The 23,563-nt window shown below is 60.1% G+C and carries 20 protein-coding genes and 1 pseudogene; 14 read left to right on the top strand and 7 right to left on the bottom strand.

Annotated features, from left to right (window positions below):
• Positions 1-48: 48 nt before the first annotated feature.
• Positions 49-1,275 carry an aminotransferase class V-fold PLP-dependent enzyme gene (locus FHW75_RS23875; protein WP_025754974.1) on the bottom strand — a complete coding sequence of 409 codons (1,227 nt, stop codon included), beginning with the start codon at positions 1,273-1,275 and terminating at the stop codon, positions 49-51.
• Positions 1,276-1,648: 373 nt separating this feature from the next.
• Here FHW75_RS23875 and FHW75_RS23870 point away from each other — a divergent pair, with 373 nt between their 5' ends.
• The 3 genes from FHW75_RS23870 (at position 1,649) to tcuB (ending at position 5,334) form a co-directional block, all read left to right on the top strand.
• A complete protein-coding gene (locus tag FHW75_RS23870; RefSeq protein ID WP_019096380.1) occupies positions 1,649-2,569 on the top strand; it encodes a LysR substrate-binding domain-containing protein in 921 nt (306 codons plus the stop codon).
• A gap of 148 nt (positions 2,570-2,717) precedes the next feature.
• Complete coding sequence (gene tcuA / locus FHW75_RS23865; protein ID WP_025754975.1) at positions 2,718-4,172, top strand: FAD-dependent tricarballylate dehydrogenase TcuA; 1,455 nt, start codon at positions 2,718-2,720, stop codon at positions 4,170-4,172.
• A complete protein-coding gene (gene tcuB / locus FHW75_RS23860) occupies positions 4,153-5,334 on the top strand; it encodes a tricarballylate utilization 4Fe-4S protein TcuB (protein ID WP_019096382.1) in 1,182 nt (393 codons plus the stop codon). The genes tcuA and tcuB overlap by 20 nt, the downstream gene beginning before the upstream one ends.
• 60 nt (positions 5,335-5,394) lie before the next feature.
• Here tcuB and FHW75_RS23855 read toward each other — a convergent pair whose 3' ends face one another.
• Positions 5,395-6,288 carry a LysR family transcriptional regulator gene (locus FHW75_RS23855; RefSeq protein ID WP_016714082.1) on the bottom strand — a complete coding sequence of 298 codons (894 nt, stop codon included), beginning with the start codon at positions 6,286-6,288 and terminating at the stop codon, positions 5,395-5,397.
• 147 nt (positions 6,289-6,435) lie between these two features.
• Here FHW75_RS23855 and FHW75_RS23850 point away from each other — a divergent pair, with 147 nt between their 5' ends.
• From FHW75_RS23850 to FHW75_RS23835, 4 genes are all read left to right on the top strand, one after another.
• Positions 6,436-7,515, top strand: a complete 1,080-nt coding sequence (locus FHW75_RS23850) for a 4-oxalomesaconate tautomerase (RefSeq protein WP_019096383.1) — start codon at positions 6,436-6,438, stop codon at positions 7,513-7,515.
• A 73-nt stretch (positions 7,516-7,588) separates the two neighbouring features.
• Positions 7,589-8,902 carry a C4-dicarboxylate transporter DctA gene (dctA, locus tag FHW75_RS23845; protein ID WP_025754976.1) on the top strand — a complete coding sequence of 438 codons (1,314 nt, stop codon included), beginning with the start codon at positions 7,589-7,591 and terminating at the stop codon, positions 8,900-8,902.
• Positions 8,903-9,024: 122 nt separating this feature from the next.
• Complete coding sequence (locus FHW75_RS23840; protein ID WP_016714085.1) at positions 9,025-10,329, top strand: CitMHS family transporter; 1,305 nt, start codon at positions 9,025-9,027, stop codon at positions 10,327-10,329.
• 59 nt (positions 10,330-10,388) lie between these two features.
• Positions 10,389-11,642 carry an OprD family porin gene (locus FHW75_RS23835; protein WP_019096385.1) on the top strand — a complete coding sequence of 418 codons (1,254 nt, stop codon included), beginning with the start codon at positions 10,389-10,391 and terminating at the stop codon, positions 11,640-11,642.
• 48 nt (positions 11,643-11,690) lie between these two features.
• Here FHW75_RS23835 and FHW75_RS23830 read toward each other — a convergent pair whose 3' ends face one another.
• The 3 genes and pseudogenes from FHW75_RS23830 to FHW75_RS26925 all read right to left on the bottom strand — a co-directional run.
• Positions 11,691-12,590, bottom strand: a complete 900-nt coding sequence (locus FHW75_RS23830) for a DMT family transporter (protein ID WP_019096386.1) — start codon at positions 12,588-12,590, stop codon at positions 11,691-11,693.
• Positions 12,591-12,604: 14 nt separating this feature from the next.
• Positions 12,605-14,125, bottom strand: a complete 1,521-nt coding sequence (locus FHW75_RS23825) for a sensor domain-containing diguanylate cyclase (RefSeq protein WP_025754978.1) — start codon at positions 14,123-14,125, stop codon at positions 12,605-12,607.
• 338 nt (positions 14,126-14,463) lie between these two features.
• A pseudogene (locus FHW75_RS26925) lies at positions 14,464-14,607 on the bottom strand (MFS transporter); the annotation flags it as partial.
• A gap of 183 nt (positions 14,608-14,790) precedes the next feature.
• Here FHW75_RS26925 and FHW75_RS23820 point away from each other — a divergent pair.
• The gene (locus FHW75_RS23820; protein ID WP_183674784.1) at positions 14,791-15,585 is read left to right on the top strand and encodes a substrate-binding domain-containing protein; all 795 of its coding nucleotides are present in this window, start codon (positions 14,791-14,793) and stop codon (positions 15,583-15,585) included.
• Positions 15,586-15,865: 280 nt separating this feature from the next.
• Here FHW75_RS23820 and FHW75_RS23815 read toward each other — a convergent pair whose 3' ends face one another.
• Positions 15,866-16,204, bottom strand: a complete 339-nt coding sequence (locus FHW75_RS23815; protein WP_025754979.1) for a hypothetical protein — start codon at positions 16,202-16,204, stop codon at positions 15,866-15,868.
• A gap of 228 nt (positions 16,205-16,432) precedes the next feature.
• Between FHW75_RS23815 and FHW75_RS23810 the strand changes: the two genes are divergently transcribed.
• The 6 genes from FHW75_RS23810 (at position 16,433) to FHW75_RS23785 (ending at position 22,483) form a co-directional block, all read left to right on the top strand.
• A complete protein-coding gene (locus tag FHW75_RS23810) occupies positions 16,433-16,846 on the top strand; it encodes a thiol-disulfide oxidoreductase DCC family protein (RefSeq protein WP_081717289.1) in 414 nt (137 codons plus the stop codon).
• Entirely contained in the window at positions 16,831-17,391 is a 561-nt protein-coding gene (gene folE / locus FHW75_RS23805) for a GTP cyclohydrolase I FolE (RefSeq protein ID WP_019096391.1), read from the top strand. Before FHW75_RS23810 ends, folE begins: the two co-directional genes overlap by 16 nt.
• Positions 17,392-17,426: 35 nt before the next feature.
• Positions 17,427-17,879, top strand: a complete 453-nt coding sequence (locus tag FHW75_RS23800) for a DUF3429 domain-containing protein (protein WP_080587332.1) — start codon at positions 17,427-17,429, stop codon at positions 17,877-17,879.
• Between the two features lie 502 nt (positions 17,880-18,381).
• Positions 18,382-19,929, top strand: coding sequence for an AMP-binding protein (locus FHW75_RS23795; protein ID WP_183674781.1), 1,548 nt, complete (start codon positions 18,382-18,384; stop codon positions 19,927-19,929).
• 15 nt (positions 19,930-19,944) lie between these two features.
• Positions 19,945-21,108 (top strand): acyl-CoA dehydrogenase family protein, encoded by a 1,164-nt coding sequence (locus FHW75_RS23790; protein ID WP_019096393.1) that lies wholly within the window; start codon positions 19,945-19,947, stop codon positions 21,106-21,108.
• A gap of 64 nt (positions 21,109-21,172) precedes the next feature.
• Positions 21,173-22,483, top strand: coding sequence for an MFS transporter (locus FHW75_RS23785; RefSeq protein WP_033693705.1), 1,311 nt, complete (start codon positions 21,173-21,175; stop codon positions 22,481-22,483).
• Here the strand turns inward: FHW75_RS23785 and FHW75_RS23780 are convergent.
• On the bottom strand, positions 22,468-23,430 hold the full coding sequence (locus FHW75_RS23780; RefSeq protein ID WP_025754094.1) for a LysR family transcriptional regulator: 963 nt from the start codon (positions 23,428-23,430) through the stop codon (positions 22,468-22,470). The two genes, FHW75_RS23785 and FHW75_RS23780, sit on opposite strands and share 16 nt — an antisense overlap.
• Positions 23,431-23,563: the final 133 nt, after the last annotated feature.

The raw sequence follows: 23,563 nt of genomic DNA, 5'->3' as shown, positions 1-23,563 counted from the left end.
CTGTGAACTAAGGGCATTGTACGTGGCAATGCCCTAGTTCAGATAGGCTTAGAGCGACTGATCCAGAGCTTGAATCAGTTGATGAATTTCCTCTGGAGTTGTGTAGTGGACGAACGAGAGACGCAGAACACCTTCCTCTGGGTTAACGCCGAGCGCTTCAAGCAGGCGGACTGCATAGAAATGACTGGCACCTGCGATGATGCCCTTTTTAGCCAGTCGCTCAGAAACCTCGCGAGGGGATGATTTCATCGTTTGAATTGACAAAGTCGCGGCTTTGTTTTTGGCGTCAGTAGGGCCGAGCAAGCGTACCCGTGAATCATTCGCACAGAAATCCAGCAGCTGCGGCAGGAGCGCGGCCTCTGCATCTTTGAAGAGATTTCGTACGTTCGCTGCTCGATCACTTACGCTAGCGTTTGGAAAGTGATGAGCATGGACGTTGTCGAAGTACGAAGTCACACCGCTTGCTGCGGCGACTTGCGCATGATCAGGGCCGGCAGGCACAAACCATTTGGCGAGATGCGCCGCGTTAAAGTAGTGTGCCTGGTTGCCCAAAAAGTCCATCACTGGTCGACGGATGACCATGGCGCCAAGGTGAGGGCCGAAGGTTTTGTAGAGGGAGAACAGGTAAATATCGGCCCCTAGTTCGCGTACATCCGGGAACCCATGCCCAGCGTAAGAAACACCATCCACAACAGCAACTGCACCGGCGGAATGGACGATTTCGCAGATTTCGCGTACCGGGTTGATCTCACCTAAAATATTCGAACAGTGCGCGAAAGCGACCACTTTGGTTCGTGGCGAAAGCAAAGCCTCAAGACCGCTTCGCTCCAGGGAACCGGTGGTAGGGTTCACCTGCCATTCTTTGATAGCAATGCCGCGTTTTGCAAGGCGACGCCACACGCCATTGTTCGCCTCGTGATCCTGGTTGGTAACGATGATTTCGTCACCGGCATCAAGACGGTTTGCGAAGGCTTCCGCAAGGACGTAGATGTTCTGGGACGAGGATGGGCCAAGGTGCACCTCTTCAGCCTCTACTCCCAGATACGCAGCAATTTCTGCATGAGAGTGATCCATCTCTTCACCACCACGACGAGAGGCCGGGTGTGCACCATATGGCTGCATCTTGTTCTGACGATAAAACCGATTCAGATTTTCGATGACGTCCCGGCAGGCATAAGAGCCCCCCGCGTTGTCGAAAAATGCTTGGCCTTCGAGGGAAGGCTCAGAGAATGCGGGGAACTGGCTACGGATAAAGGAAAGGTCGATTGTGGTCACGGTTGTGCTCCGTCTGAACAGTTGGGTTCTAACGGTAAATATGCTAATCGCGAACCGCCGCATTAAGTGGGCGTATTCAATCTTAAAAAAAACCACTATGCACGAATCCTGCGTAAGTCTGGTTCCCCGTGACCGTTTCTCGTCAGAAATCTAACCTACTCGAGCGAGTAAGAGCACGCCTCGCGCTTTTCGCAGGGGTGCCGTTTTGGTTCGACGTTCACGCCATGGTTTTCTCGAACAATGCGCCTGCTTTGGAAGCCAAGCTGCACGAGCATTTTGCATCAGGGTCATGTCGATCAAGGCTTGACCGCACACGTTGTGCAAATACGTTTAACATGCTCAAGGACCACCCCCATCGTTGAAAGAGATTCGCATGGAGTTACGTCAGCTTCGCTATTTCCTGAGTGTTCTGGATTACGGCAGTCTTGGCAGGGCGGCGGTCGAGCTCGGGGTCGGCGCCTCCGCCCTGAGCCAGCAACTGTCGAAGCTGGAGAGCGAGGTGAGTACCCGGCTTTTGACACGTTCGAGTACCGGCGTCTCGCCGACGGCGGCCGGCCTGGCCTTCGAATACCATGCGCGCCTGGCGCTTCGTCAGGCGGAGCACGCTGTCCTGGCGGCACAAAGTGGCCGCATGAGCGGCTATGCGAGCGTAGGGCTGGCACCGACCACCGCATCGATTCTTGGCTTGGCGTTGATCGACAGGATGCGCAAACGCTATCCGGACATCCGCCTGCACCTGGTGGAAATGTTGTCTGGCTATCTGATGAACCAACTTAATGCCAGGCACCTTGACCTGGCGGTACTGTTCCAGACGGAGACGGGGCCGCGGCTGGATGTCCGGGCGCTTCTGACGGAGCGGCTGTTCGTGCTGGTTCCCGCTCCGTTGGTCGAGGTCGGGTGGGGTGAGTCGCTGACGTTGCGACAGATCTCGACGCTCCCCTTGGTGATGCCCAGCACCCAACATGGCCTGCGCACGACGTTGCGTTCGATTTTCGAGCGGGCAGGGCTGGAGGCCAGCATCGTCATGGAAGTCGATGGTTTGTCGCTGTTGATGGATTGCGTGTGTGCGGGCCATGCCGCCACCATCCAGCCCGGCGCGACGGTGGCCCGGGCGCATCAGGCGGGCCTGCGCGTGTTTGCCATCGATGAAGCACAGGCGCAGCGGCGCAATGTAATTGTCAGCCTGACCGATGACGAGCTCTCGCCGGCAGCGTTGGCAACACGGATCGTACTGCAGGAGGTCGCTCGGGATCTGGTGGAACAGGGCCGATGGCCTGGAGCCCGGCTGCTTTGACCCGGATTCTGGGTGCGTTCATCCAGCCCCTTTAGAAAAACTGAATACCTCCCCCCGACGATCGCGTTTCGCACACCCCGGGCTCTCATTAAAGTCCCCGGTCACGAGGAGCAGCCGAACATTCGGCTCTTCGTGATCTGGAGGCGAAATGATCGATGTGCTAGTCATCGGAGGGGGCAATGCCGCCCTCTGTGCCGCGCTGATGGCGCGAGAGGCCGGAGCCAGCGTGCTGCTGCTCGAGGCCGCACCCCGCGCCTGGCGTGGTGGCAACTCACAACACACGCGTAACCTGCGGTGCATGCATGATGACCCCCAGGACGTACTGCTCGAGGCGTACCCGGAAGAGGAGTTCTGGCAAGACCTGTTGAAGGTCACCGGTGGCCAGACCGACGAAAAGCTTGCGCGCCTGGTGATTCGCGCATCCTCCAGCTGTCGCGGGTGGATGCGCCGGCATGGCGTGCATTTCCAGCCCTCATTGTCTGGTGCGCTGCACACCGCACGGACCAATGCCTTCTTCATGGGCGGCGGCAAGGCGCTGGTCAATGCCTACTTTCGCAGCGCTGAAAACCTTGGCGTACAGATACGCTACGACACGCCAGTAGCCGACATCGAACTGCAGGACGGACGCTTCGTCGCTGCCCATGTGCCGGCACGTGAGGTTCAGGGGCGACACCTGCCTGCCGAGCGCATCGAGGCGCGTACCTGTGTGCTTGCTGCCGGTGGTTTCGAGTCCAACCGCCAATGGTTGCGCGAGGCGTGGGGGCAGAACGAGCGAGGGGAGTGGCCTTCGGACAATTTTCTGATCCGTGGCACGCGCTTCAATGATGGGGTGCTGTTGCGCCGCATGATTGCACTGGGCGCCGACACGATTGGCGACCCGACGCAGGCACACATGGTGGCGATCGATGCCCGCGCACCGCTATACGACGGCGGCATCTGCACGCGCATCGATTGTGTGTCGCTGGGCGTGGTGGTCAACCGCGACGGTCAGCGCTTCTACGATGAAGGAGAGGACTTCTGGCCCAAGCGCTATGCCATCTGGGGGCGCCTGGTCGCGCATCAGCCAGGGCAGGTCGGGTTCTCGATCATCGACCGGAAAGCCCTCGGGCGCTTCATGCCACCGGTTTTCCCGGGCGCCACCGCCGATAGCCTGGAGGCGTTGGCCGGCCTGCTCGGTTTGCCTGTGCAGGCCTTCATCGAAACCGTGCATGCCTACAACCGAGCCTGCCAGGTGGGCACTTTCGACCACACCCAGCTGGACGACTGCCACACCGTAGGCCTGGAACCGGTGAAAAGCCACTGGGCGCGCCCGATCGATACGCCTCCTTACTACGGCTACCCGCTGCGCCCTGGCGTGACTTTCACCTACCTGGGGCTGCGCACCGATGAAACCGCCGCCGTCCATTTCGACGGGCGTCCCAGCCCGAACCTGTTTGTTGCCGGCGAGATGATGGCGGGCAATGTACTGGGCAAGGGCTACACCGCAGGTGTTGGCATGTCCATCGGCACTGCTTTCGGGCGTATCGCCGGCACCAGCGCCGCTGCGGCGGCGGGTTATGAACATCCAGAAAAAGAGAGACGCCATGACTGCGCAACTGCCTGAACCACGCCAGCCTGAAGCCGCCCCGTCAGCCTTCGAACTGATCCCGGTGTTGAACCTGGAGGAACGGGAAGTGGACCGACAAATGCGGATATGCAACGCCTGCCGTTACTGCGAAGGCTTCTGCGCGGTTTTCCCGGCAATGACCCGCAGGCTGGAGTTCGCCAAGGCCGACATCCATTACCTGGCCAACCTGTGCCACAACTGCGGCGCTTGCCTGCATGCCTGCCAGTACGCGCAGCCCCACGAATTCGCGGTAAACGTGCCCCAGGCGATGGCCAAGGTGCGCGGCCAGACATACACCGAGTATGCGTGGCCGGCTCTCTTCGGGCGGCTCTACACGCACAACGGCACCTATGTTGCCAGTGCATTGGCCGTAGCCTTGTCGCTGTTCCTGCTGCTGACCTTGTTCGTCAACGGCACGCTGCTGCCCGGGCGGTTGGCTGGTAATTTCTATGCGGTCTTCCCACACAATACCCTGGCCCTGATGTTCGGTAGCGTCTTTGCCGCTGCAGCGCTGGCCCTGGCGGTGGCTGTACGACGCTTCTGGCGCTCGGTCTCGCCTGCCGAGGCGCTGGCGCAACCGGCCAAAGGGGCAGTGTTCGAGGCATCAAGCGCAGCGTTGACCCTGAAATACCTAGACGGCGGACATGGCCAAGGTTGCAACAATGCCGATGATCGCTTCACGCTCTGGCGCCGGCGCTTCCATCACTTCACCTTCTACGGCTTCATGTTGTGCTTTGCCGCCACGGTGGTCGCCACCGGCTATCACTACCTGCTGGGCCAGCAGGCGCCGTACCCGCTGCTGAGTGCACCGGTGTTGCTCGGAACACTCGGCGGTATTGGCTTGATCGTCGGGCCGGCCGGGCTGTTGGCGCTGAACCTGCGCAGGGCGCCGGAGCAGGGCGATGTTGCCCAGCGGCCCATGGACCGGGCGTTCATCCTGCTTCTGCTGCTGGTCAGCATCACGGGCCTTGCGTTGCTTGGCCTGCGTGATACCGCAGCGATGGCGATCCTGCTGGCGATCCATTTGGGCACTGTGATGGCGCTATTCGTCACGTTGCCCTACGGCAAGTTCGCCCATGGCCTGTTCCGCAGCGCGGCACTCTTGAAGTTCGCGATCGAGAAACGCCGGCCCAACGAACTGGGCCTGGGAGGGGAGTGAACCATGGACGCAGCCGTTTTTTCCCCTGTGCCGCGCCGCGCGAAACGCAAGGCGTTTCGCTCACCGGTTGGGCCACTTGTCCAGCAAGATCGACACGAACTTCTCTGCAGCTGGCGACAGCGACGCCCCTCGGCGATAGACCAATCCCAGGGTGCGGGTGACCTGGGGTTCGATCAGCGGCACGCTGACGAGCGTAGGGTGGTCGGCGTTAGGCATGGCCAGGCTGGGCATGGCCGACACGCCCAACCCGGCTTCGACCATGCCCAGCGAGGTGGACAGGTGCTGAACCTCATAGAACCACTTGGGCCGCAGGTTGAGACCGGACAGGGCATGGTCCAGCAGCATCCGATTACCGCTAAGCCGGCCTACGCCGATCAGGCGGTAGTCGGCCAGTTCTGTCCAGGTGACGGCCTCACGGTTCGCCAGCTTGTGGTCCCTGCGGCAGGCCAGGACGAAATGCTCCTGTACCAGGGAGACGAACTCGATGTCCGGGTGCTGGCCGCTCATCATATTGATGCCGAAATCGGCTTCACCCCGCAGTACGGCCTCAAGCCCGTCGTTGGCGCTGAGGTCCAGCAGACGAATGCGGATCTTGGGGTATTGCTCGTTGTAATCGCGGATCACCGACGGCAGGAAATAGAACGCCGCGGTCGGGATGCAGGCGAGGGTGACCTGGCCGGTCTGTCGTTCGGCGAGTTCGCGAATGCTCAGGATCGAGTCCTCGAAGTCATCCAGCAGGCGCCTGGCCTTGGGCAGGAAGTCACGCCCGACGCTGGTAAGACTGACGCGACGGGTAGTGCGTTCCAGCAGCGAAGTGCCCAGCCCTTCCTCGAGCTTTTTAATCCGCCGGCTCAGGGCGGGCTGCGACAGGTGCAATGCTTCCGCAGCTTCATGGAAGCTGCCGAGTTCGGCGATTTTCACGAAAGATCGTATGTCTTGCAGTTCATATTCCATCTCGAAATCGCTCTTTGGCCCTGGTCATTATTGATGCTTAAAGCGGAATAATGGCTACGATATTTGCATTGGAATGATTTATATATCCCTGTCAATCTTGTGTCCACAGCATCAATGATGTCCATTGATCAACGAGAGTGCGAAATCATGCAACGAATTCCTTGCGTACTCATGCGCGGTGGCACCTCCAAGGGCCCCTTCTTCCATGCATGGGACCTTCCTGCCAATGTGGTCGAACGCGACGAATTGCTGATCAACCTGATGGGGTCCGGGCATGAACTGGAAATCGACGGCATCGGTGGCGGTAGCCCGCAGACCAGCAAGGTAGCGATTGTAAGCCCCTCGCTGCATGCCGACGCCGACGTCGACTACCTGTTCGTGCAGGTCATGGTCGCCCAGCGCAGGGTCGATACCGCGCCCAACTGCGGCAACATGCTGTGTGCCGTTGGCCCGTTCGCCATCGAGCAAGGTCTTGTCAAAGGCCAGGACGGTAAAACTCTGGTACGTATTCGCAACCTCAATACCGGCACTTTCGTCAATTCGCTGGTGGAGACCCCAGGCGGCATCGTGCGCTACGAAGGCCGCACGGCGATCGATGGCGTACCGGGCACTGCCGCGCCGGTGCACCTGACCTTCCTCGATGCGGTCGGCAGCAAGACTGGCAAGCTTTTCCCGACTGGCAAGGCCAAGGATGTGATCGATGGCGTACCGGTCACCTGCATCGACATGGCCATGCCGATGATGTTGGTAGAGGCCAGCCAGCTGGGTGTCACAGGTTCGGAAACCCCGGCCGAACTCGATGCCAACGTCGGTCTGCTCGAGCGCCTCGAGGCGTTGCGTCTAAAGGCCGGCAAGGCCATGGGCCTGGGTGATGTCAGCGGTATGGTCATCCCGAAGCCGGTACTGGTGTCCAAGCCCCGCTATGACGGCACGGTGCAGGTTCGCTACTTCATGCCGCACAACTGCCACCGCGCGCTGGCCATCACCGGAGCGATAGGGCTGGCGACTGCCTGCGTCAGCCCTGGCACAGTTATCGGCGAACTGCTGGGCGAGGGCGCCGAGCAACTGGTCGAGGTGCGCCTGGAACACCCAAGTGGTGGTATCGATGTCGCACTGTCACGCAGCGGTGTCGATGGCAAGACGATTCAGGCCTCGGTGGTGCGAACTGCCCGCCGGCTTTTCTCAGGCTTCGTTTACGCCCCAACATTCCGCAGGTTGGCGGGGTAAGCCCAGGCGGTAACCCAGACCTGTATATTCGCAACAAGCGCATCCGCACAATTTCAACAATGGGTGATGCTACATGAGACTCGCCAAATCGCTGTACTTCCAGATCCTCTGCGCCGTCCTGCTGGGCGTGGTGGTCGGTCACTTCTGGGCGCAACAGGCCGTTGCGCTCAAGCCTCTGGGTGATGCGTTCATCAAGCTGATCAAGATGATGATCGCGCCGGTGGTTTTCTGCACCATCGTCACCGGTATTGCCGGGATGACCGACAAGCGCTCCCTGGGGCGTTTGATGAGCAAAACCTTGCTGCTGTTCCTGGTATTGACCGTCATCAGCCTGATGATCGGCCTGGCAGCGGTATACCTGTTCCGCCCTGGTGTCGGCATGAACATCGACCCTGCCACTCTCAGCACTGCGGGGCTCGGCCAGTACGCCGCGTCGGCAGCAAAGCTCAGCGTTGTCGACTTCTTCATGCACATCATTCCCGACACATTCATCGGTGCGTTCAACAAGGGTGAAGTGTTGCCGGTGCTGTTCATCGCGGTGCTCAGCGGTTTTGCCTTGTCGTCCATGGGCGAGAAGGGCAAGCCGGTACTCGATGTGCTGGAGTCCGCCTCGACCATGGTGTTCCGCATTTTCGGCTACCTGATGCGCTTCGCCCCGGTCGGTGCCTTCGGTGCGCTGGCCTTCACCGTCGGTCAGTACGGTGTGACGTCCCTTGGCGCACTGGCCAAGCTGGTCGGTACGCTCTACATAGCCTGTGCGTTTTTCGTGCTGGTGGTGCTTGGCGGCATCTGCCGCGCCCATGGTTTCAGCCTGTGGAAGCTGCTGCGCTATTTCCGCGAGGAGTTCCTGGTGGTGCTCGGCACTTCGTCCACCGAGCCCGTGCTGCCGCGCATGCTGGAGAAACTGGAGAAGCTTGGCTGCAAAAAAGGCGTGGTCGGATTGGTGCTGCCAACCGGCTATTCCTTCAACCTCGACGGTACCGCCATCTACCTTTCTTTGGCGGCGGTGTTCATCGCCCAAGCCTGCAACATTGATCTGAGCCTCGGGCAGACGGTGACGATGCTGGCGATCATGCTGTTGTCGTCAAAAGGCGCCGCGGGTGTGACCGGTAGCGGTTTCGTTGCGCTGGCCTCGACCTTGACCGTCATTCACGACATCCCGCTTGCAGGGCTTGCCTTGCTGATCGGCATCGATCGCTTCATGTCCGAGGCGCGTGCCCTGACCAGCCTGGCCAGCAACGCCGTGGCCACCGTGGTCATCTCACTGTCTGAGAATGCCTGTGAACGGGAAACCTTGCTACGCCGCCTGAACGGCATTCCTGCCACATCGGACGAGGCGGATATTACGCAGTCCGACTGGTCTGCGGAGCCCCGGCATCACGGCTGAAAAGCCTCTTACCCTCCCATTGTTGACTTAGAATCCCACTCAGCATCACTGCGATGCCGAGTGGGGTAGGGGCCATCTGCCTTGCCGATGGCCGTAACAGAATAAAAACAAGAGAAAAGACCATGCTCGCACTCCTGGGCCTGATCATGGTGGTGACCTTCACCTACCTGATCATGAGCAAACGCCTGTCGCCAATCGTTGCGCTCACTGTAGTACCCATTGTCTTCGCAGTGATCGGTGGATTTGCCCCCGAACTGGGCAAGATGATGCTCGATGGCTTGAAAATGGTGGCGCCTTCAGCGGCCCTGTTGCTGTTCGCCATCCTGTTCTTCGGTTTGATGATCGATGCTGGCCTGTTCGACCCGCTAATCCGCAAGATCCTCAAGCGTGTCAATGGCGACCCGGTCAAGATCGCCATCGGTACCGCGCTGCTGTCGCTGCTGGTCGCGCTCGATGGTGACGGCACCACCACCTACATGATTACCTGCGCAGCCATGCTGCCACTGTACAAGCGCATTGGCATGAACCCGATGATCCTGGCAACGGTGTCCATGCTCTCGCTGAGCATCATGAGTGGCATGAGCCCCTGGGGTGGGCCGGCGACCCGGGCCATTGCCGCGCTCGGGCTGGATGCCACCGAATATTTCATCCCGATGCTGCCGACCGTTATCGGCGGTGCGGTATGGGTGGTGTTCACCGCATTCCTGCTGGGCCGTGCCGAGCGGCGACGCATCGGCAACATCGCCCTGGAGTCAGGGGGCGGCAACTGCTATATCAAGGAAATCCTCGGTGACAACCCACACAAGCGCCCACGCTTGGCCTATGTGAACCTTGTGCTGGTGATTGCCGTCATGACGGCTCTGGTGATGGGTGTCATGCACTCCGCCCTGTTGTTCATGATCGGTTTCGTCGCTGCGCTGATGATCAACTACCCGCAGCTGGAGCTGCAGAAGGAGCGCATCCTCGCCCACTCGGGCAACGCCATGACCGTGGTACTGCTGGTATTCGCCGCCGGCATCTTTGCGGGGATCTTCTCGGGCACCAAGATGGTCGATGCTCTGGCGCAGACCCTGGTCGACTGGATTCCCGAGGCCTGGAGCCACTGGTTCCCCCTGGTTGTGGCGCTGACCAGCATGCCACTGACCTTCGTACTGTCCAATGACGCCTACTACTTTGGCGTGGTGCCGATCCTTGCCAACGCTGCGGCCGCCTATGGCATTGACCCGGTTGAAATCGCCCGCGCCTCGGTGCTTGGGCAGCCAGTGCACCTGATGAGCCCGCTGGTAGCATCGACCTTGCTGTTGGTGGGCATGGTCGATCGCGACATCGGCGACTTCCAGAAGGCCACGGTGAAATGGGCGGTGCTGACATCGCTGGTCATCACCGCACTGGCCTTGGTCACGGGTGCCTTGTCCTTCTTCGTCTGATCTGTCCAGGGCGCCGTTGGCGCCCAACCTCATCCAAGAACAACAACAGAGTATCGAACATGTCCCGAACTGTTTTCCGTGGGGCCACTTGTGGCCTGCTGTGCGGCTGGCTTCCTGTGGCCGGTGCCGCCGGATTCATCGACGACAGCAAGCTCAAGCTGCAGCTGCGCAACGTTTACTTCAACGAAAACTTCCGCGACGAACAAGGCATGAGCGCCCGCGCTGCTGCAAATGCAAAGAGCGAGCGGGTGGAATGGGCACAAGGGTTTCTGCTCGACTATCAGTCAGGGTTCACTCAAGGCACGCTGGGGCTGGGGATCGATGCCCTGGGGCTCGTAGGCGTGCGGCTCGATTCGGGCCGCGGCCGCAGCGGTACGGGCTTGCTGCCGGTTCATGACGATGGCCGTGCTGCTGACGAGTTCGCCAGTGCCGGGGTGACGGCCAAGGCGCGACTGGGGCAGACCGTGCTCAAGCATGGCACCTTGCTGCCAAAGACGCCGGTGCTGGTCTACAACGATGCGCGGTTGTTGCCGCAGACCTATCAAGGCACGCAGCTGACCAGTACCGATGTCGATGGCCTGACCCTGACCGCCGGACATCTGGACCGCTTCAAGCAGCGCGACTCCTCCGATAGCACCGGCCTGTTCCTGGATGGTTACAGTGGCGGCGAGTCTGGCGATTTCAGTTTTGGCGGGGCCGACTATGCCATCAGCAAGCAGCTACGCGTGAGCTATTTCCACGGCCAGCTCGAACACTTCTATCGTCAGGACTACTTAGGCCTGGTCCACGACTTGCCGTTGGCCGGCGGTGTGTTGACCACCGACTTGCGCTATTTCAAGAGCCGCGACAGCGGGGCCGCTCATGGTGGTCAGATCGACAACGACATGTTCAGTGGGCAGCTTTCGTACGCTCATTCCGGGCACACTTTCGGCGCCGGCTACCAGATACTCGACGGCGAGGCTGGGTTGCCGTACATCAGCGGCGCAACGGTCTACTCGTTCAGCAACGTTGGCATCGGCAAGTTCATCGAGGAGGAAGAAAAAACCTGGATGGCGAGCTATGCCTACAACTTTGCGGCGGCCGGTGTCCCCGGGCTGACCTTCATGGCGCGCTACCTCAGCGGGGACAACGGTCGCTCGGCTGATGCCGGGCTCAGCGAATGGGAGCGTGACATGGAGCTCGCCTACGTGGTGCAATCCGGGCCTGTGAAAGGTCTGGGTGTGAAGCTTCGCAACTACGTCTACCGCTCTGACTTTTCCCGAGGGCGCGACAGCAACCGGATCTACCTGACTTACGATATCGCGATTTGGTAATGCGGCCGTGCGAGCAGGCACGTCTTAAGGTGCTTGCTCGCACGCGTTTCATGCTTGGGACGGCTGTGGCGCTTTCTTGCCCAGTCGGATCAGCTCATTGGAGAAGCACAGGCCGAAGAGAATCAGCCCGGCCCCCAGGTACAACGTGTCCCGCGGTACTTCATTGAGCACCACGAACGCCAGCAGTGCGGCAAACAGTGGTTCGGTTAGCTCCAGCGCCTGGACTTGCGAGGGTTTCAGGTACTCGATGGCCTTGGTGGTACAGAAGAAGCCGAGGATGGTCGGCAACGCAGCCAGAGCCAGCAATGCCATGACTGCCGCCAATGAAAGCTCTCCGATGATGAATCCATCGGTTGCAGCCGGCATCAGCAGATAAAGACTGCCGAAAAACAACAGTTGGCGAGTGAAATGCAGCCCCCCGGAAACGCCCATGCGCTTCATGGCAACCGAAAATGCGCCATAACCGCAGCCTCCGATCGCAGCGAGCACCGCACCTTGCAGGGTGAAGCCTTGTTCCAGGTCCGCGCCAAAAATCACGGCAATGCCGGCTATTGTCAAACCGGCGCCTACCGTCGCGTTGGCGGTGATCGGGTCCTTGAGGACTATCCGTCCCAGCAAAATCGAAGAAATGGAGGCGCTTGCCATCAGAATCACCACGACGCCTGCCGCGGCATAATGGCTATAGGCCGAGGTTTCAAAGTGGAACAACACAAAAATGCCGAGAAATGCGCAAACGGCGGCATGTATCCACTTGGCGGTATGCAGCGGGCGCTTGAGAAACAGTAGCAATGCCGATAGCAACAGGCAGCCGAGGACTGTTTTTATCAGGGCGATGCTGCTGGAGCTGAATCCACTGTTCATCAACACTTTGCTGAGTACGCCGATCGTTGCATTCAGTGCTGCGGCGCAGAGTGCAAAGAGGACGCCTTTGCCGAAATGAGATTGCATCAATACATTCCTTGTCATTGGTTTAATACATTCGCCCGATCGACATGCAGGCGATTGCGGCCAGCTTGCTTGGCGATATAGAGCGCCTGGTCGGCGCGTTCAATTAGCGATTGCGGGCTGTCGAGGGCTGTTCCATCGGAGCAGGCGATGCCGATACTGGCAGTCATATGCCCGAAAGGGCTGCCTTCGTGAGGGATAGGTTGCAAGGCCAAGCGCTCGAGCATCAGCCTGGCGACGACGGCCGCTCCGTCGATGTCGGTATCGGGCAGGATAACGGCCATTTCTTCACCCCCGTAGCGCGCTAGCAGGTCGCGAGGGCGGCGGATGCAGGAAGAGAGCAGGTAAGCCATCTGCTGCAGGCAGGAGTCGCCAGCCGGATGCCCATAGGTGTCGTTGTAGCGTTTGAAGTGGTCGATGTCGATCATCAGCAAAGCCAGCGGGGTCCCGCTTCGATGGGCCATGCGGATCTCCTGGGTCAACGCTTCGTCAAAGCAGCGCCTGTTGGCAAGCCCCGTCAGCGAATCGTGCATCGCCAGGCTTTCGAGCTGTTGGTTGCTCTCAAGCAGCTGCTGTTGGGTCAGTCGAAGCTCGCTTTCGACCGCGCTTCGCCGGCTCATGGCGCGAATCAGTAGCCAGCCAATGGCCCCGGTCAGCGCCAGCAGCGCCGCGACCACCAGCGACGACAGCAGCGCCTCGAGCCGCCAGGCCGAGAGTGCTTCCTGCTTGCCCAGCGCGACCGTTGTCACCAGGGGTAGCTTGTCGCTCTTGCGAAACGCATAGAGGCGCTCCACGCCGTCCAGGCTGGAGGTGAACGATGCAGTGCCCGCTGAATGGTCAACGAGATACTTGGTAAAAATGGGCGACTTCGAAAAGTTGCGCCCCATATCCTGTTCCCGAAACGGATAGCGCACCAGCATGGAACCGTCGGTATAGGCCAGCCCGATGGCACCGTCATGGCCGACATCCAGTTTGCCAAAAAGCTGTAGGAAGTTCTCCACGCCAAGCGTCATGGCGACAACGCCGGCGAATTCGCCGTGGTCATCGTTGAACCGCCGGCTGATGGTGATTACCCATTCCTGGTTGACGCGGCTAAGGATTGGCAGGCCGATGAAAGGGTCGCGGGATGGGTCGTCACGGTGGTGGATGAAAAAGGCTCGGTCGCTACTGTTGGCGCCGACGGGGGTCGGCCGGTTGGACGACATCAGCCAGCGCCCGTCCTTGGCGTAAATCATAATGCCGCTCATCTGCGGCATTAATGGTTGCTGGCGCTTGACCAGTTGATCCAACCGTTCGATCTGCGCAGGTGCGACGCCCTCGGTTTCCAGGCGCTCGACCAGGCCAAGCAACAGAATCGAGCTCTGGCGGATGATACCTTCCGAGTAGGTGGACAGTGCCTGGGTCAGGTTAAGGCCATGGATATTGGCATCTTCCAGGGCGCGCTCGCGAGAGGCCATGACTTTCCACAGCGTCAACGAGGCGAGAGAGCAACCGATGACCGATAGCAGTAGCACAACGAGGTGGATGTCACGCTTCACGTCAATTCACACGCCTTTTTCCCTAAAGACCAAGTTGAGCGCTGACACGCTTTAACTAACCAGACGGTCAGGAAGTAACCAACTGGTTCATGTGGAATAATATAACACCGAAGTTGCTGGAATGTCCGACAGAATTACGTGTTCTTTCAAACCCCGTTTGTTATCTCCCCGCAAGGTTTTCAGAACTGTGAACATGACGATTGGGCAAGGCGTCCTGGACGTAGCGCACGGTACTTTCCAAAGTTCGCGCCCTGTCAGGATGTCCCAACTGATACTTTCGTTCCAGTTGTTGATACGATCAGATAATCGGAGCGTTTTCGCTAAGAGGCCTGAGGCGGAGTGAAGGCTTCCGGGCCTGCGATGCCGAGCGAGATAGCGGCAATCGCCGGAGCGAACAGCGAACCTGCTATCGCAAAGACCGTCTGGGTTAGGGCCACCCCGCCGAACGAAGGAATCCACGGCAGCAGCAGGCAGCTGCCGGGCATCATAGATATTCCGATTTCTTTTGCGGGCTGTTCTTGCCCGTGGGCGACCCCACGATTCACTGCTGTCGACCCGTAGATGTCATTTGCGGGTAAAAAGTAAAATATTCTTAATTGTTGATTAATCAGAAGTTTTGCTTCGGACCGGTAGGATTCTGCGCCTTTACATGTGGAGAAACTCCAATGCTGCGCGTGCTGCTCTGTGCCACCCTCCTAACCACTTCATTCGTCTGCTCGGCTGCTGACGCGGTACGCGGCGGTGAGCAGACGCTGACCGTTCTGAGCTCCGGCGGCATCATGGGCGCTATCCGGGAAGTGGCGCCAGTATATGAGAAGAAATATGGTGTGAAGCTGGAAGTTCTTGCCGCTCCTTCGATGGGGGAAACCCCGCAGGCCGTTCCAAACAGATTAGCTCGTGGTGAGCAGGCGGATGTCGTACTGATGGTAGGTTCCGCCCTCGACAACTTGGTCGCCAGCGGTCAAGCCGACAAAACCAGTCGAATAGATCTCGGAAAATCCTTCATTGCCATGGCCGTTCGAAAAGGTGAACCGAAGCCGGACATAAGCACCATGCAGACATTGCGCACGGTGCTGCAAAATAGCAACTCTGTCGCATACTCCGACAGCGCAAGCGGGGTATACCTTTCCAAGACTCTGTTCCCTCGCATGCAGCTTGGTGACCAGTTCGAGTCTAAGGCTCACATGATACCTGCCGAGCCTGTCGGTGCTGTGATCGCTCGCGGCCAAGCACAGATCGGCTTTCAACAGCTAAGTGAGCTTAAGCCAGTAAAGGGTATCGACATCGTCGGTCTGATCCCGGCTGAAGCGCAGAAAATGACCATGTATTCGGGCGCTGTTGTCAGTAAGAGTCAGCATCATGCCGCAGCCCAGGCGCTCCTCGACTACCTGGCATCGCCAGAAGCCGACGCTGCGATCAAAGAGAGTGGCTTGACGCCGCTCCCCCATGCAGCAAGCTGACTGCGAGCGCCGACATCGACACAGGGGCTGCGGCAAGACACGCCGGTCTTGTCGCAGCCTTCGCTCTGCGAGTGTCTGCATGGGGTCGGGGCGGCAACCCCGGATAGGCCAGCTCAACGGTCAGAAACCGCCGGTTTATGCTTCCGCCTATGCGCCGAGGGAAGTGGCCGAGAACGCCGCAGATGCGGGGGGCTTGATCTCCATACCAGGGCACCCACCTTTCAAGTGGAAAGGACTCATGCTTGAGCAGTGACGCTCATGGGGAATGGATGGGCCTGCCTCAGGGCGTCAATTTGGCCATGATCTGCTCATGGCACACGCTGAGCACTTCATCAGCAAGTGGTGAGTCGTCCGGACAAGCGCGAGACAGAATCAAGGCACCGAGGGCGTGTGCGAAGGTGTCGATGATTTCCGCACGACTTGCTTTCGGTTCGTCATCCTCGCCCTGTAAAACCTCCAGCAACTTTTCAATCCCAGCCTCGTAAGCTGCTTTGATGTCATCGAACTGTCGAGCGGCGTCTCCGCCCAGTGCCGCTAGGGTGCAACCTTTCCCTTTCTCATCGCGGTGCTTGCGGGACAGGTAGAAATTGACGAAGTCGGCGAGTTCGATGCCCTGCATCTGCTTTACCGTCTTGTTGATTCCGCACGTCGCGGATTCACCTAACTACCTTCGATCCCGGCTATGGCTTGACGTCTCTAGCCGGAGCCCGTCATCCGCCTGAAGCTGCTGAACCCACCAGCCTCCAGTGAGTGGGCGCTTTACTAGGTGATCCCTCATCACGGCCATTGCTAATTTCGCGGGTTCCGCTAACTTATACAAAACCTGTACAAAATTGAGGTGTTGTACATGTATTGCCAGTGGCCTTTGACCCTTTATTTTGACGGTGCCTGCCCATTGTGCGCCAGGGAGGTTGCCTTCCTGCGCAGCCGTTCAACTGCAGCAAAGCTCATCCTGATCGATATCGATGGCGATGACTTCGATCCCATACCTCTTGGCCTGTCGATTGAGCAAATGAGATCGTGCTTGCACGCAAGGTTCGCGAACGATCATTGGGTAACAGGCTTGGACGCTACCCTTTGGAGCTGGCGTGCTGCCGGTGTTGGGATGTGGGCCGCTCCACTGGCTTGGCGTCCGCTACGTCCTTTGCTTTCAGTTCTGTACAGGTTGTTCTGTCGTTTGAGGCCAAGTTTGGCCTGGTTACCCCATCCCGAGGGTAGGCAACGTTGCAAAGGTGAGGAATCCAAATGTCACATTCGCTAGCCGAGCATTATCGTGAAATCCTTGTTGGCGTTGGTGAAAACCCGCAGCGAGAAGGGCTCTTGGATACCCCCCAACGTGCTGCCAAAGCGATGCAATATCTATGCAATGGCTATACCCAGAGCCTAGCTGAGCTAGTCAATGGCGCTTTGTTCGAAAGTCAGAATGATGAGATGGTGGTCGTTCGCGATATTGAGTTGTACTCATTGTGCGAGCATCACATGTTGCCGTTTATTGGGAAAGCGCATGTCGCCTACCTGCCAACAGGACGAGTATTAGGGCTTTCCAAAGTGGCGCGCGTAGTCGATATGTTTGCCCGCCGTTTGCAGATTCAAGAGAATTTGACTAGACAGATTGCGTGTGCCATGCAGGAAGTGACTGATGCGGCAGGTGTTGGCGTCGTTATCGAGGCCAAGCACATGTGCATGATGATGCGAGGTGTAGAAAAGCAGAACTCAGTGATGATTTCATCGGTAATGCTGGGTGAGTTCCGAGACTCCCCGACTACCCGGCACGAATTCCTCAACCTCATTGGGCGACATACCTGAAATATGATCCCTAGCCGCATAGGAAGAACGTGCCCATGAGTGCAGTTTTCAATACGTTATCTTCAAATCGTTTTAAAGTCCTGGGTTATAGTGGCTTGCTGCCGTTCGTTGGTGTGGCACTGCTGATTTGTTTAGCGACTGATTACCGAGATTTTCTATCTGTTGCTTTGGTTGGCTATGGGGCTGTGATACTGAGTTTTGTCGGGGCCTTGCATTGGGGTTTCGCTATGACGTTACAGGGATTGTCTGCAAATGGACGACAGGAGAGGCTCGTGTGGAGTGTTATTCCAGCCCTCATCGGTTGGGTTAGCATGTTGTTACCTGTGTCATGGGGCTGCTTGGTATTAGCTTGTGGTTTCATTGGGCATCTTTGGCAAGATCGTAAATTGGTCAATATTTTGCCTGGGTGGTACTGGCCTATGCGAGTACGTTTAACCATAGTCGCAAGTGTGTGTTTGCTAATTGGTGCGCTTGTACTGGTTTTTTAGATTGAACTCATTATCCCGATGTGAGCGGTTGGGCACCCTGAATCGCCCCTGGTGTCCTAGACACCTCCAAGCCTTTTAATGAGACCTGGAGGGATCTAGGAAACCAGGGGCGATTCAAATTATACGAATTATTAGACCCGTCTAAATATAAAGCAGCCATGAATGAAGACTGCTCATGGCCTGAGGATGCCGTTCGGCATGACCGCTTTGGGTCGATATCGGTCACTCTGCGACTGTCAGCTTTCGCCCCATAGCGGACATCTGAAGGCCGGCACTGACTACAGAGCGTTGAGGGGTATCCGTTATTGGTCGAAATCGCTCTCTCATGAAACGACGCTGCCACAAACGATGACTGCCATATCCCAACCGATCGCCAGCCCCAGCATGTCTAGGCCTTACGCTAGCCAATAAAGTTATGGCCTACATCTGAAACTTGTATTTCATCTGCACGCGCACAGCTGATTAGCATCGTCGATGTCTTCCTGTCGACGAGAACAACAACGTGAACCTTGGAACGATCATTACCCGAAGTGCCCGCTACTGGCCGAACCACATCGCCGTGGCGGACAGCCAGACGCGCGTCACATACGCCCAGCTGGAGCGCCGCAGCAACCGCTTGGCCTCAGCGCTGGGTACGCTGGGCGTGGGTGTCGGCGAGCATGTGGCGATTCTCGCCGCCAACCGCGTGGAGCTGGTCGAAGCGGAAGTGGCGCTGTACAAGGCGGCGATGGTGAAGGTGCCGATCAATGCGCGGCTGTCAGTGGATGAAGTGGTGCGTGTGCTGGAAGACTCCTGCAGCGCTGCACTAATAACCGATGCCAGTTTTGCCCAGGCGCTGGCAGCGAGGCGTAGGGAGTTGCCGCTGCTGCGCCAGCTGATCGCGCTGGAAGGCGAGGGCGGTGATCTAGGTTATGCAGCGTTGCTCGAGCGCGGCAGTGAGGCACCGCTGGGCCTGGACCCGGCCGACGATGCGCTGGCCGTGCTGCATTACACGTCCGGCAGCTCCGGCGTGCTCAAGGCTGCGATGCTGTCGTTCGGCAACCGCAAGGCGCTGGTGCGCAAGAGCATTGCCAGCCCCACACGGCGCTCCGCGCCAGGCGACGTCATGGCCCACGTGGGGCCCATCACCCATGCCAGCGGTATGCAGATCATGCCGCTGCTGGCGGTGGGCGCTTGCAACCTGCTGCTCGACCGTTATGACGACCGCCTATTGCTGGAGACCATCCAACGCGAACGGGTGACGCGGCTGTTCCTGGTGCCGGCGATGATCAACCGCCTGGTCAATTACCCCGGCGTTGAACGCTTCGACCTGTCCAGCCTGAAGCTGGTCATGTACGGCGCCGCGCCCATGGCACCGGCCCTGGTGAAAATGGCCATCGAACTGTTCGGGCCGATTCTCGCGCAAGGTTACGGCGCCGGTGAAACCTGTTCGCTGGTCACTGTACTGACCGAGCAGGACCACCTGGTGGAAGACGGCGATTATCGGCGCCTGGCCTCCTGCGGGCGGTGCTACTTCGAGACCGACCTGCGAGTGGTCAACGAGGCGTTCGAGGATGTGGTCCCGGGTGAAGTCGGCGAGATCGTGGTCAAGGGCCCCGACGTGATGCAGGGCTACTGGCGCGCCCCGGCGCTCACCGCAGAAGTGATGCGCGACGGTTATTACCTTACCGGCGACCTGGCGACGGTCGACGCCCAGGGGTACGTGTTCATCGTCGATCGCAAGAAGGAAATGATCATCTCCGGCGGTTTCAACGTGTACCCCAGCGAAGTGGAGCAGGTGATCTACGGCTTCCCCGAAGTGTTCGAGGTGGCGGTGGTCGGCGTGCCCGACTCGCAGTGGGGCGAAGCGGTGCGCGCAGTGGTCGTGCTCAAGCCCGAGGCGCAACTGGAGGCCGCCGAGCTGATCGAGCGTTGCGGCCGTGCGCTGGCCGGTTTCAAGAAGCCGCGCGGCGTCGACTTTGTCAGCGAACTGCCGAAAAACCCCAATGGCAAGGTGGTACGCCGCCTGGTCCGGGACATCTACTGGCAACACAGCGAACGTCGTATCTGACCAGGGAGCATCACCATGTATCAACCCAGTGCAAAGGCTGCGCAGATTATCGAAGCGATCGAGGGTTTCGTCCGCGATCAGGTACGCCCGCTGGAACAGCAGGCACAGCTGGACTGGGCTCGCCCGCACCCCCAGCCGGTGCTGCGGCAGGTATGGAAGCTTTCCAGCGAGCAGGGCCTGTACACCGTCATGCTGCCCGAAAGCATGGGCGGGGCCGGCCTGAACGTGGCCGACTTGTGCGCGGTGAAGGAGGCTACGGTGCTGACAGGCTCCATGCTCGCCTCACACGTGTTGGGCGAGCTGTCGGGGCCGCCGCGGGTTGGCCACCTGTTCAAGGTGGCCAGCCCCTACCAGGTCGAGACTTTTCTCAAGCCAGTGTGCCGCGCTGAAAAGGCCGTGTGCTTTGCCTTGACCGAAGCCGAGGCCGGCTCCGATGCCACCGCCATTTCTACCCAGGCCCGCCGCGACGGCGACCACTATGTGCTCAGCGGCAGCAAGCGTTACATCTCTGGCGCCACCTACGCCGACCTGGCGGTGCTGCTGGCGGTGACCGGGCCGAGGAAGGGCGCCCAGGGCATTTCGGCGTTCTTCGTCGACCTCAACGCCCCGGGTGTGCGAATCGACAGCGATTATTCGGTGATGTCCGGTGGCGGTGCCCACGGCGACATCGTGCTTGACCAGGTGCGCGTGCCCGCAGCCAACCTGATCGGTGAAGAGGGGCAGGGGTTCAAACTGGCCATGGGGCGCATCACCCTCAACCGCCTGCTGCATTGCCCGACCCTGCTGGGGATGGCCGGCCTGGCGCTGAAACTGTCGATCGAGCATGCACGAAGCCGCAAGCAGTTCGGCCAGCCGATCGCCATGTTCCAGGCGGTCAACCACATGATCGCCGACATGGCCACCGAGCTGCACGCCGCGCGCAGCATGGTCTACGCCACGGCCCAGGTGAACGACGCAGGGGGCGATATCCGCACCCAGGCGCCGATGTGCAAGCTGTTCGTCTCCGAGGCTGCCTTCCGCATCGCCGACAAAGCGGTGCAGGTGCACGGCGGCGCCGGGTTGCTGCAGGGCCACCCGGTGGAGTGGATTTTCCGCGCCACGCGGATGATGCGTATCCTTACCGGCACCAGCGAGATCCAGCGCAACACCATCGCCAAAGGCGTACTGATGCCTGCCTGAAAGACGGGCCGCCCTTGCGGCGGCCTTTTTGCAACACCCCACAACAATAACAAGAGTACTCGCCATGACTGCGGATTCTTCCCTGCCCAACCCCCGTACCGCCTGGCTGGTGGCCGCGCTGCTGGCCCTGCTGATGCTGGTCAACTTTCTCGACAAGGTGGTGATCGGCCTGGTAGCGGTGCCGATGAGCGCCGAACTGGGCCTGACGGCCACCGAGTTCGGCCTGATCGGCGGCGCCTTGCATTGGTTTTTCGCGATCTCCGCCGTGGTCGGTGGATTCATGGCCAACCGGCGCCCCACCCGCACTTTGCTGCTGGGCATGGGCCTGTTCTGGGCGCTGATCCAGTTGCCGATGTTGTTTGCCACCTCACTGTGGGCCATCGTCGCCTGCCGGGTTCTGCTGGGCATCGGTGAGGGGCCGGCATCGCCGGTCGCCACCCATGCGCTGTACAAGTGGTTCCCCAACGACCGGCGCAACCTGCCGGTGGCCCTGCTGCATGCCGGCAGTGCCATGGGCCTGCTGGTGGCGGGGGCGATGATCCCCTGGGTCAGCCTGCATTACGGCTGGCGCACCAATTTCATCATCCTTGCGCTGATCGGCCTGGTCTGGTGCCTGTTGTGGTGGCGGCTGGGCCAGGAGGGCACCCTCGAGCGCCTGCGTGCCAGCCAGCTCAAGGCCGATGAGCCGGCTATTCCCTATCGCAGGCTGCTGGGTGACCCCAGCGTGCTGGGCAACTACCTGTGCCACTTCGCCGCCAACTGGTCGCTGGCCCTTACCCTGACCTGGGTGCCCAGTTACCTGCAAGTGGGCCTGGGTATCGACCCGCTGCAGACCGGGCGGATCTTCGTCATGTTCGTCGTCGTGACCACGCCGCTGAGCTTGCTGCTGGCGTGGTTCTCCCAGCGCCTGATGCGTCGTGGCCTGCCGTCACGGGTGGCTCGCGGCGTATTTGTTTCAATCTGTTTGATACTGGGCGGGCTGTTGTCGGCGTCGCTGATGCTGCCTGGCCTGAGCACGGCCGCAAGGGTTACCGCGCTGACCTTCAGTGGTGGCATGGCCTTGGTCATGTATTCCGTGGGCCCGGCAATGCTCGCCGAGTTCACCCCGGCGGCCCAGCGCGGCGGCATCCTCGCCATGGGCAACGGCATCGCCTCGCTGGCCGGGCTGGCAGCGCCGGTGGTGACCGGCTTGCTGGTACAAGGTGCGGGTAGCGAACACCCGGCGGGGTATGCCCAGGGCTTCCTGGTGTGCGGCGCGGTGCTGGTGGTAGCCGGGCTGGTGGGCCTGGCCACCATGAACCCGCAGCGCACCCAGCAGCGCCTGCGCGAGTCGGCTGCAGCTGGCGGGCAGGCGCGCGCTCAGACCGCCAGCTGAACGCCGAGCACCGACTCCAGAGGCTCGGCCTCCTTGCCGATCAGCTCGCCCCGCCAGCGGCCGCTGTTGACCAGGTCGATCAGCACGCTGCGCACCAGGTCGCGCAGGCAACCGGCAGCGAACGACAGGGGTTTGTGCTGGGAGTGCGCCAAGGCGATGGTGCGGCTGATGCGCGGTTCGACGATGCGCCGCGCCGCCGTGGGTTCGAGCAGTACGCTCAGCGGCGGCCAGTTGCTGATGGTCGCCGCCAGGCCGGCGCGCACCAGGCTGGCGATGCCGGGCGCTGATTGCTGTTCGTAGGCTGCGGTCAGTGGGACGGCGGCTTCCATGGCGGCTTGCTCGATGCGCCGGCGCAGGTGCAGCGCCCTGGGCGGTAGCACCAGGCGGGTGGCGGCGGCTTCTGCGAGGGTGATGGTGTCGGGGGTGCCAGGGGCTGATGCGCCGACCCAGTACAGCGCCTCGGTGAAGATCGGCTCGGCCTCGACATGGTCGAGTTCCTCGGCATTGGGTACCACGCCGAAGTCCACCTTACCCAGCTCGATGGCCTGGCCTCCTTCGCGGCTGAGGCCGTCCCACACCGTCAGGGTCACGCCCGGGAAACGCTGTTCGGCGCGCCTGACGATTTCCGGCAGCAGCAGGTCGGCCGCGGTGGCCGGGATGGAAATGGCCACGTGGCCCTTGGGGTCGCCGCGGCTGGATTTCAGCTCGTCCTTCACCGAGTCGAGTTTCTGCACCACCTGCCGGGCCACCTCGTAGAGCTGGCGCCCGGCATCGGTCAGGGCAATGCCATCGTGCTGGCGGTCCAGTAACTGCATTTCCAGTTCACTTTCCAGCAGGCTGATCTGCCTGCTCAGTGCCGGTTGAGCAATGTAGGCGCGGCGAGACGCCGAAGAGAAGCTGCCGGCTTCGACGATGGCGATTAGGTAGCGGAGCTGTTTCAGGGTCATTGGAGCGGTTCCAAGGGTATGCCGAACTGTTATGGCACGTATCCGAACACGTTATTTGTGGGGTCCGAAGCGCGGCTCCTAGTATCACCCCGAAAGGGCGGGCCAAGGCAAGCCCGGCCAGGACAACACAACA

Source organism: Pseudomonas sp. OG7 (assembly GCF_014192825.1).
GTDB lineage: Bacteria > Pseudomonadota > Gammaproteobacteria > Pseudomonadales > Pseudomonadaceae > Aquipseudomonas > Aquipseudomonas monteilii.
The sequence above is the reverse complement of the archived record's forward strand: the minus strand, read 5'-3'. Positions and strand labels throughout refer to the sequence as shown.

What these genes read in the sequence shown, in the direction of transcription:
- FHW75_RS23870 (WP_019096380.1), top strand. Translation starts at nt 1,649, where the DNA reads ATGGAGTTACGTCAGCTTCGCTATTTCCTGAGTGTTCTGGATTACGGC.
- tcuA (WP_025754975.1), top strand. Translation starts at nt 2,718, where the DNA reads ATGATCGATGTGCTAGTCATCGGAGGGGGCAATGCCGCCCTCTGTGCC.
- tcuB (WP_019096382.1), top strand. Translation starts at nt 4,153, where the DNA reads ATGACTGCGCAACTGCCTGAACCACGCCAGCCTGAAGCCGCCCCGTCA.
- FHW75_RS23855 (WP_016714082.1), bottom strand. Translation starts at nt 6,288, where the DNA reads ATGGAATATGAACTGCAAGACATACGATCTTTCGTGAAAATCGCCGAA.
- FHW75_RS23850 (WP_019096383.1), top strand. Translation starts at nt 6,436, where the DNA reads ATGCAACGAATTCCTTGCGTACTCATGCGCGGTGGCACCTCCAAGGGC.
- dctA (WP_025754976.1), top strand. Translation starts at nt 7,589, where the DNA reads ATGAGACTCGCCAAATCGCTGTACTTCCAGATCCTCTGCGCCGTCCTG.
- FHW75_RS23840 (WP_016714085.1), top strand. Translation starts at nt 9,025, where the DNA reads ATGCTCGCACTCCTGGGCCTGATCATGGTGGTGACCTTCACCTACCTG.
- FHW75_RS23835 (WP_019096385.1), top strand. Translation starts at nt 10,389, where the DNA reads ATGTCCCGAACTGTTTTCCGTGGGGCCACTTGTGGCCTGCTGTGCGGC.
- FHW75_RS23830 (WP_019096386.1), bottom strand. Translation starts at nt 12,590, where the DNA reads ATGCAATCTCATTTCGGCAAAGGCGTCCTCTTTGCACTCTGCGCCGCA.
- FHW75_RS23820 (WP_183674784.1), top strand. Translation starts at nt 14,791, where the DNA reads ATGCTGCGCGTGCTGCTCTGTGCCACCCTCCTAACCACTTCATTCGTC.
- FHW75_RS23815 (WP_025754979.1), bottom strand. Translation starts at nt 16,204, where the DNA reads ATGCAGGGCATCGAACTCGCCGACTTCGTCAATTTCTACCTGTCCCGC.
- FHW75_RS23810 (WP_081717289.1), top strand. Translation starts at nt 16,433, where the DNA reads ATGTATTGCCAGTGGCCTTTGACCCTTTATTTTGACGGTGCCTGCCCA.
- folE (WP_019096391.1), top strand. Translation starts at nt 16,831, where the DNA reads ATGTCACATTCGCTAGCCGAGCATTATCGTGAAATCCTTGTTGGCGTT.
- FHW75_RS23800 (WP_080587332.1), top strand. Translation starts at nt 17,427, where the DNA reads ATGAGTGCAGTTTTCAATACGTTATCTTCAAATCGTTTTAAAGTCCTG.
- FHW75_RS23790 (WP_019096393.1), top strand. Translation starts at nt 19,945, where the DNA reads ATGTATCAACCCAGTGCAAAGGCTGCGCAGATTATCGAAGCGATCGAG.
- FHW75_RS23785 (WP_033693705.1), top strand. Translation starts at nt 21,173, where the DNA reads ATGACTGCGGATTCTTCCCTGCCCAACCCCCGTACCGCCTGGCTGGTG.
- FHW75_RS23780 (WP_025754094.1), bottom strand. Translation starts at nt 23,430, where the DNA reads ATGACCCTGAAACAGCTCCGCTACCTAATCGCCATCGTCGAAGCCGGC.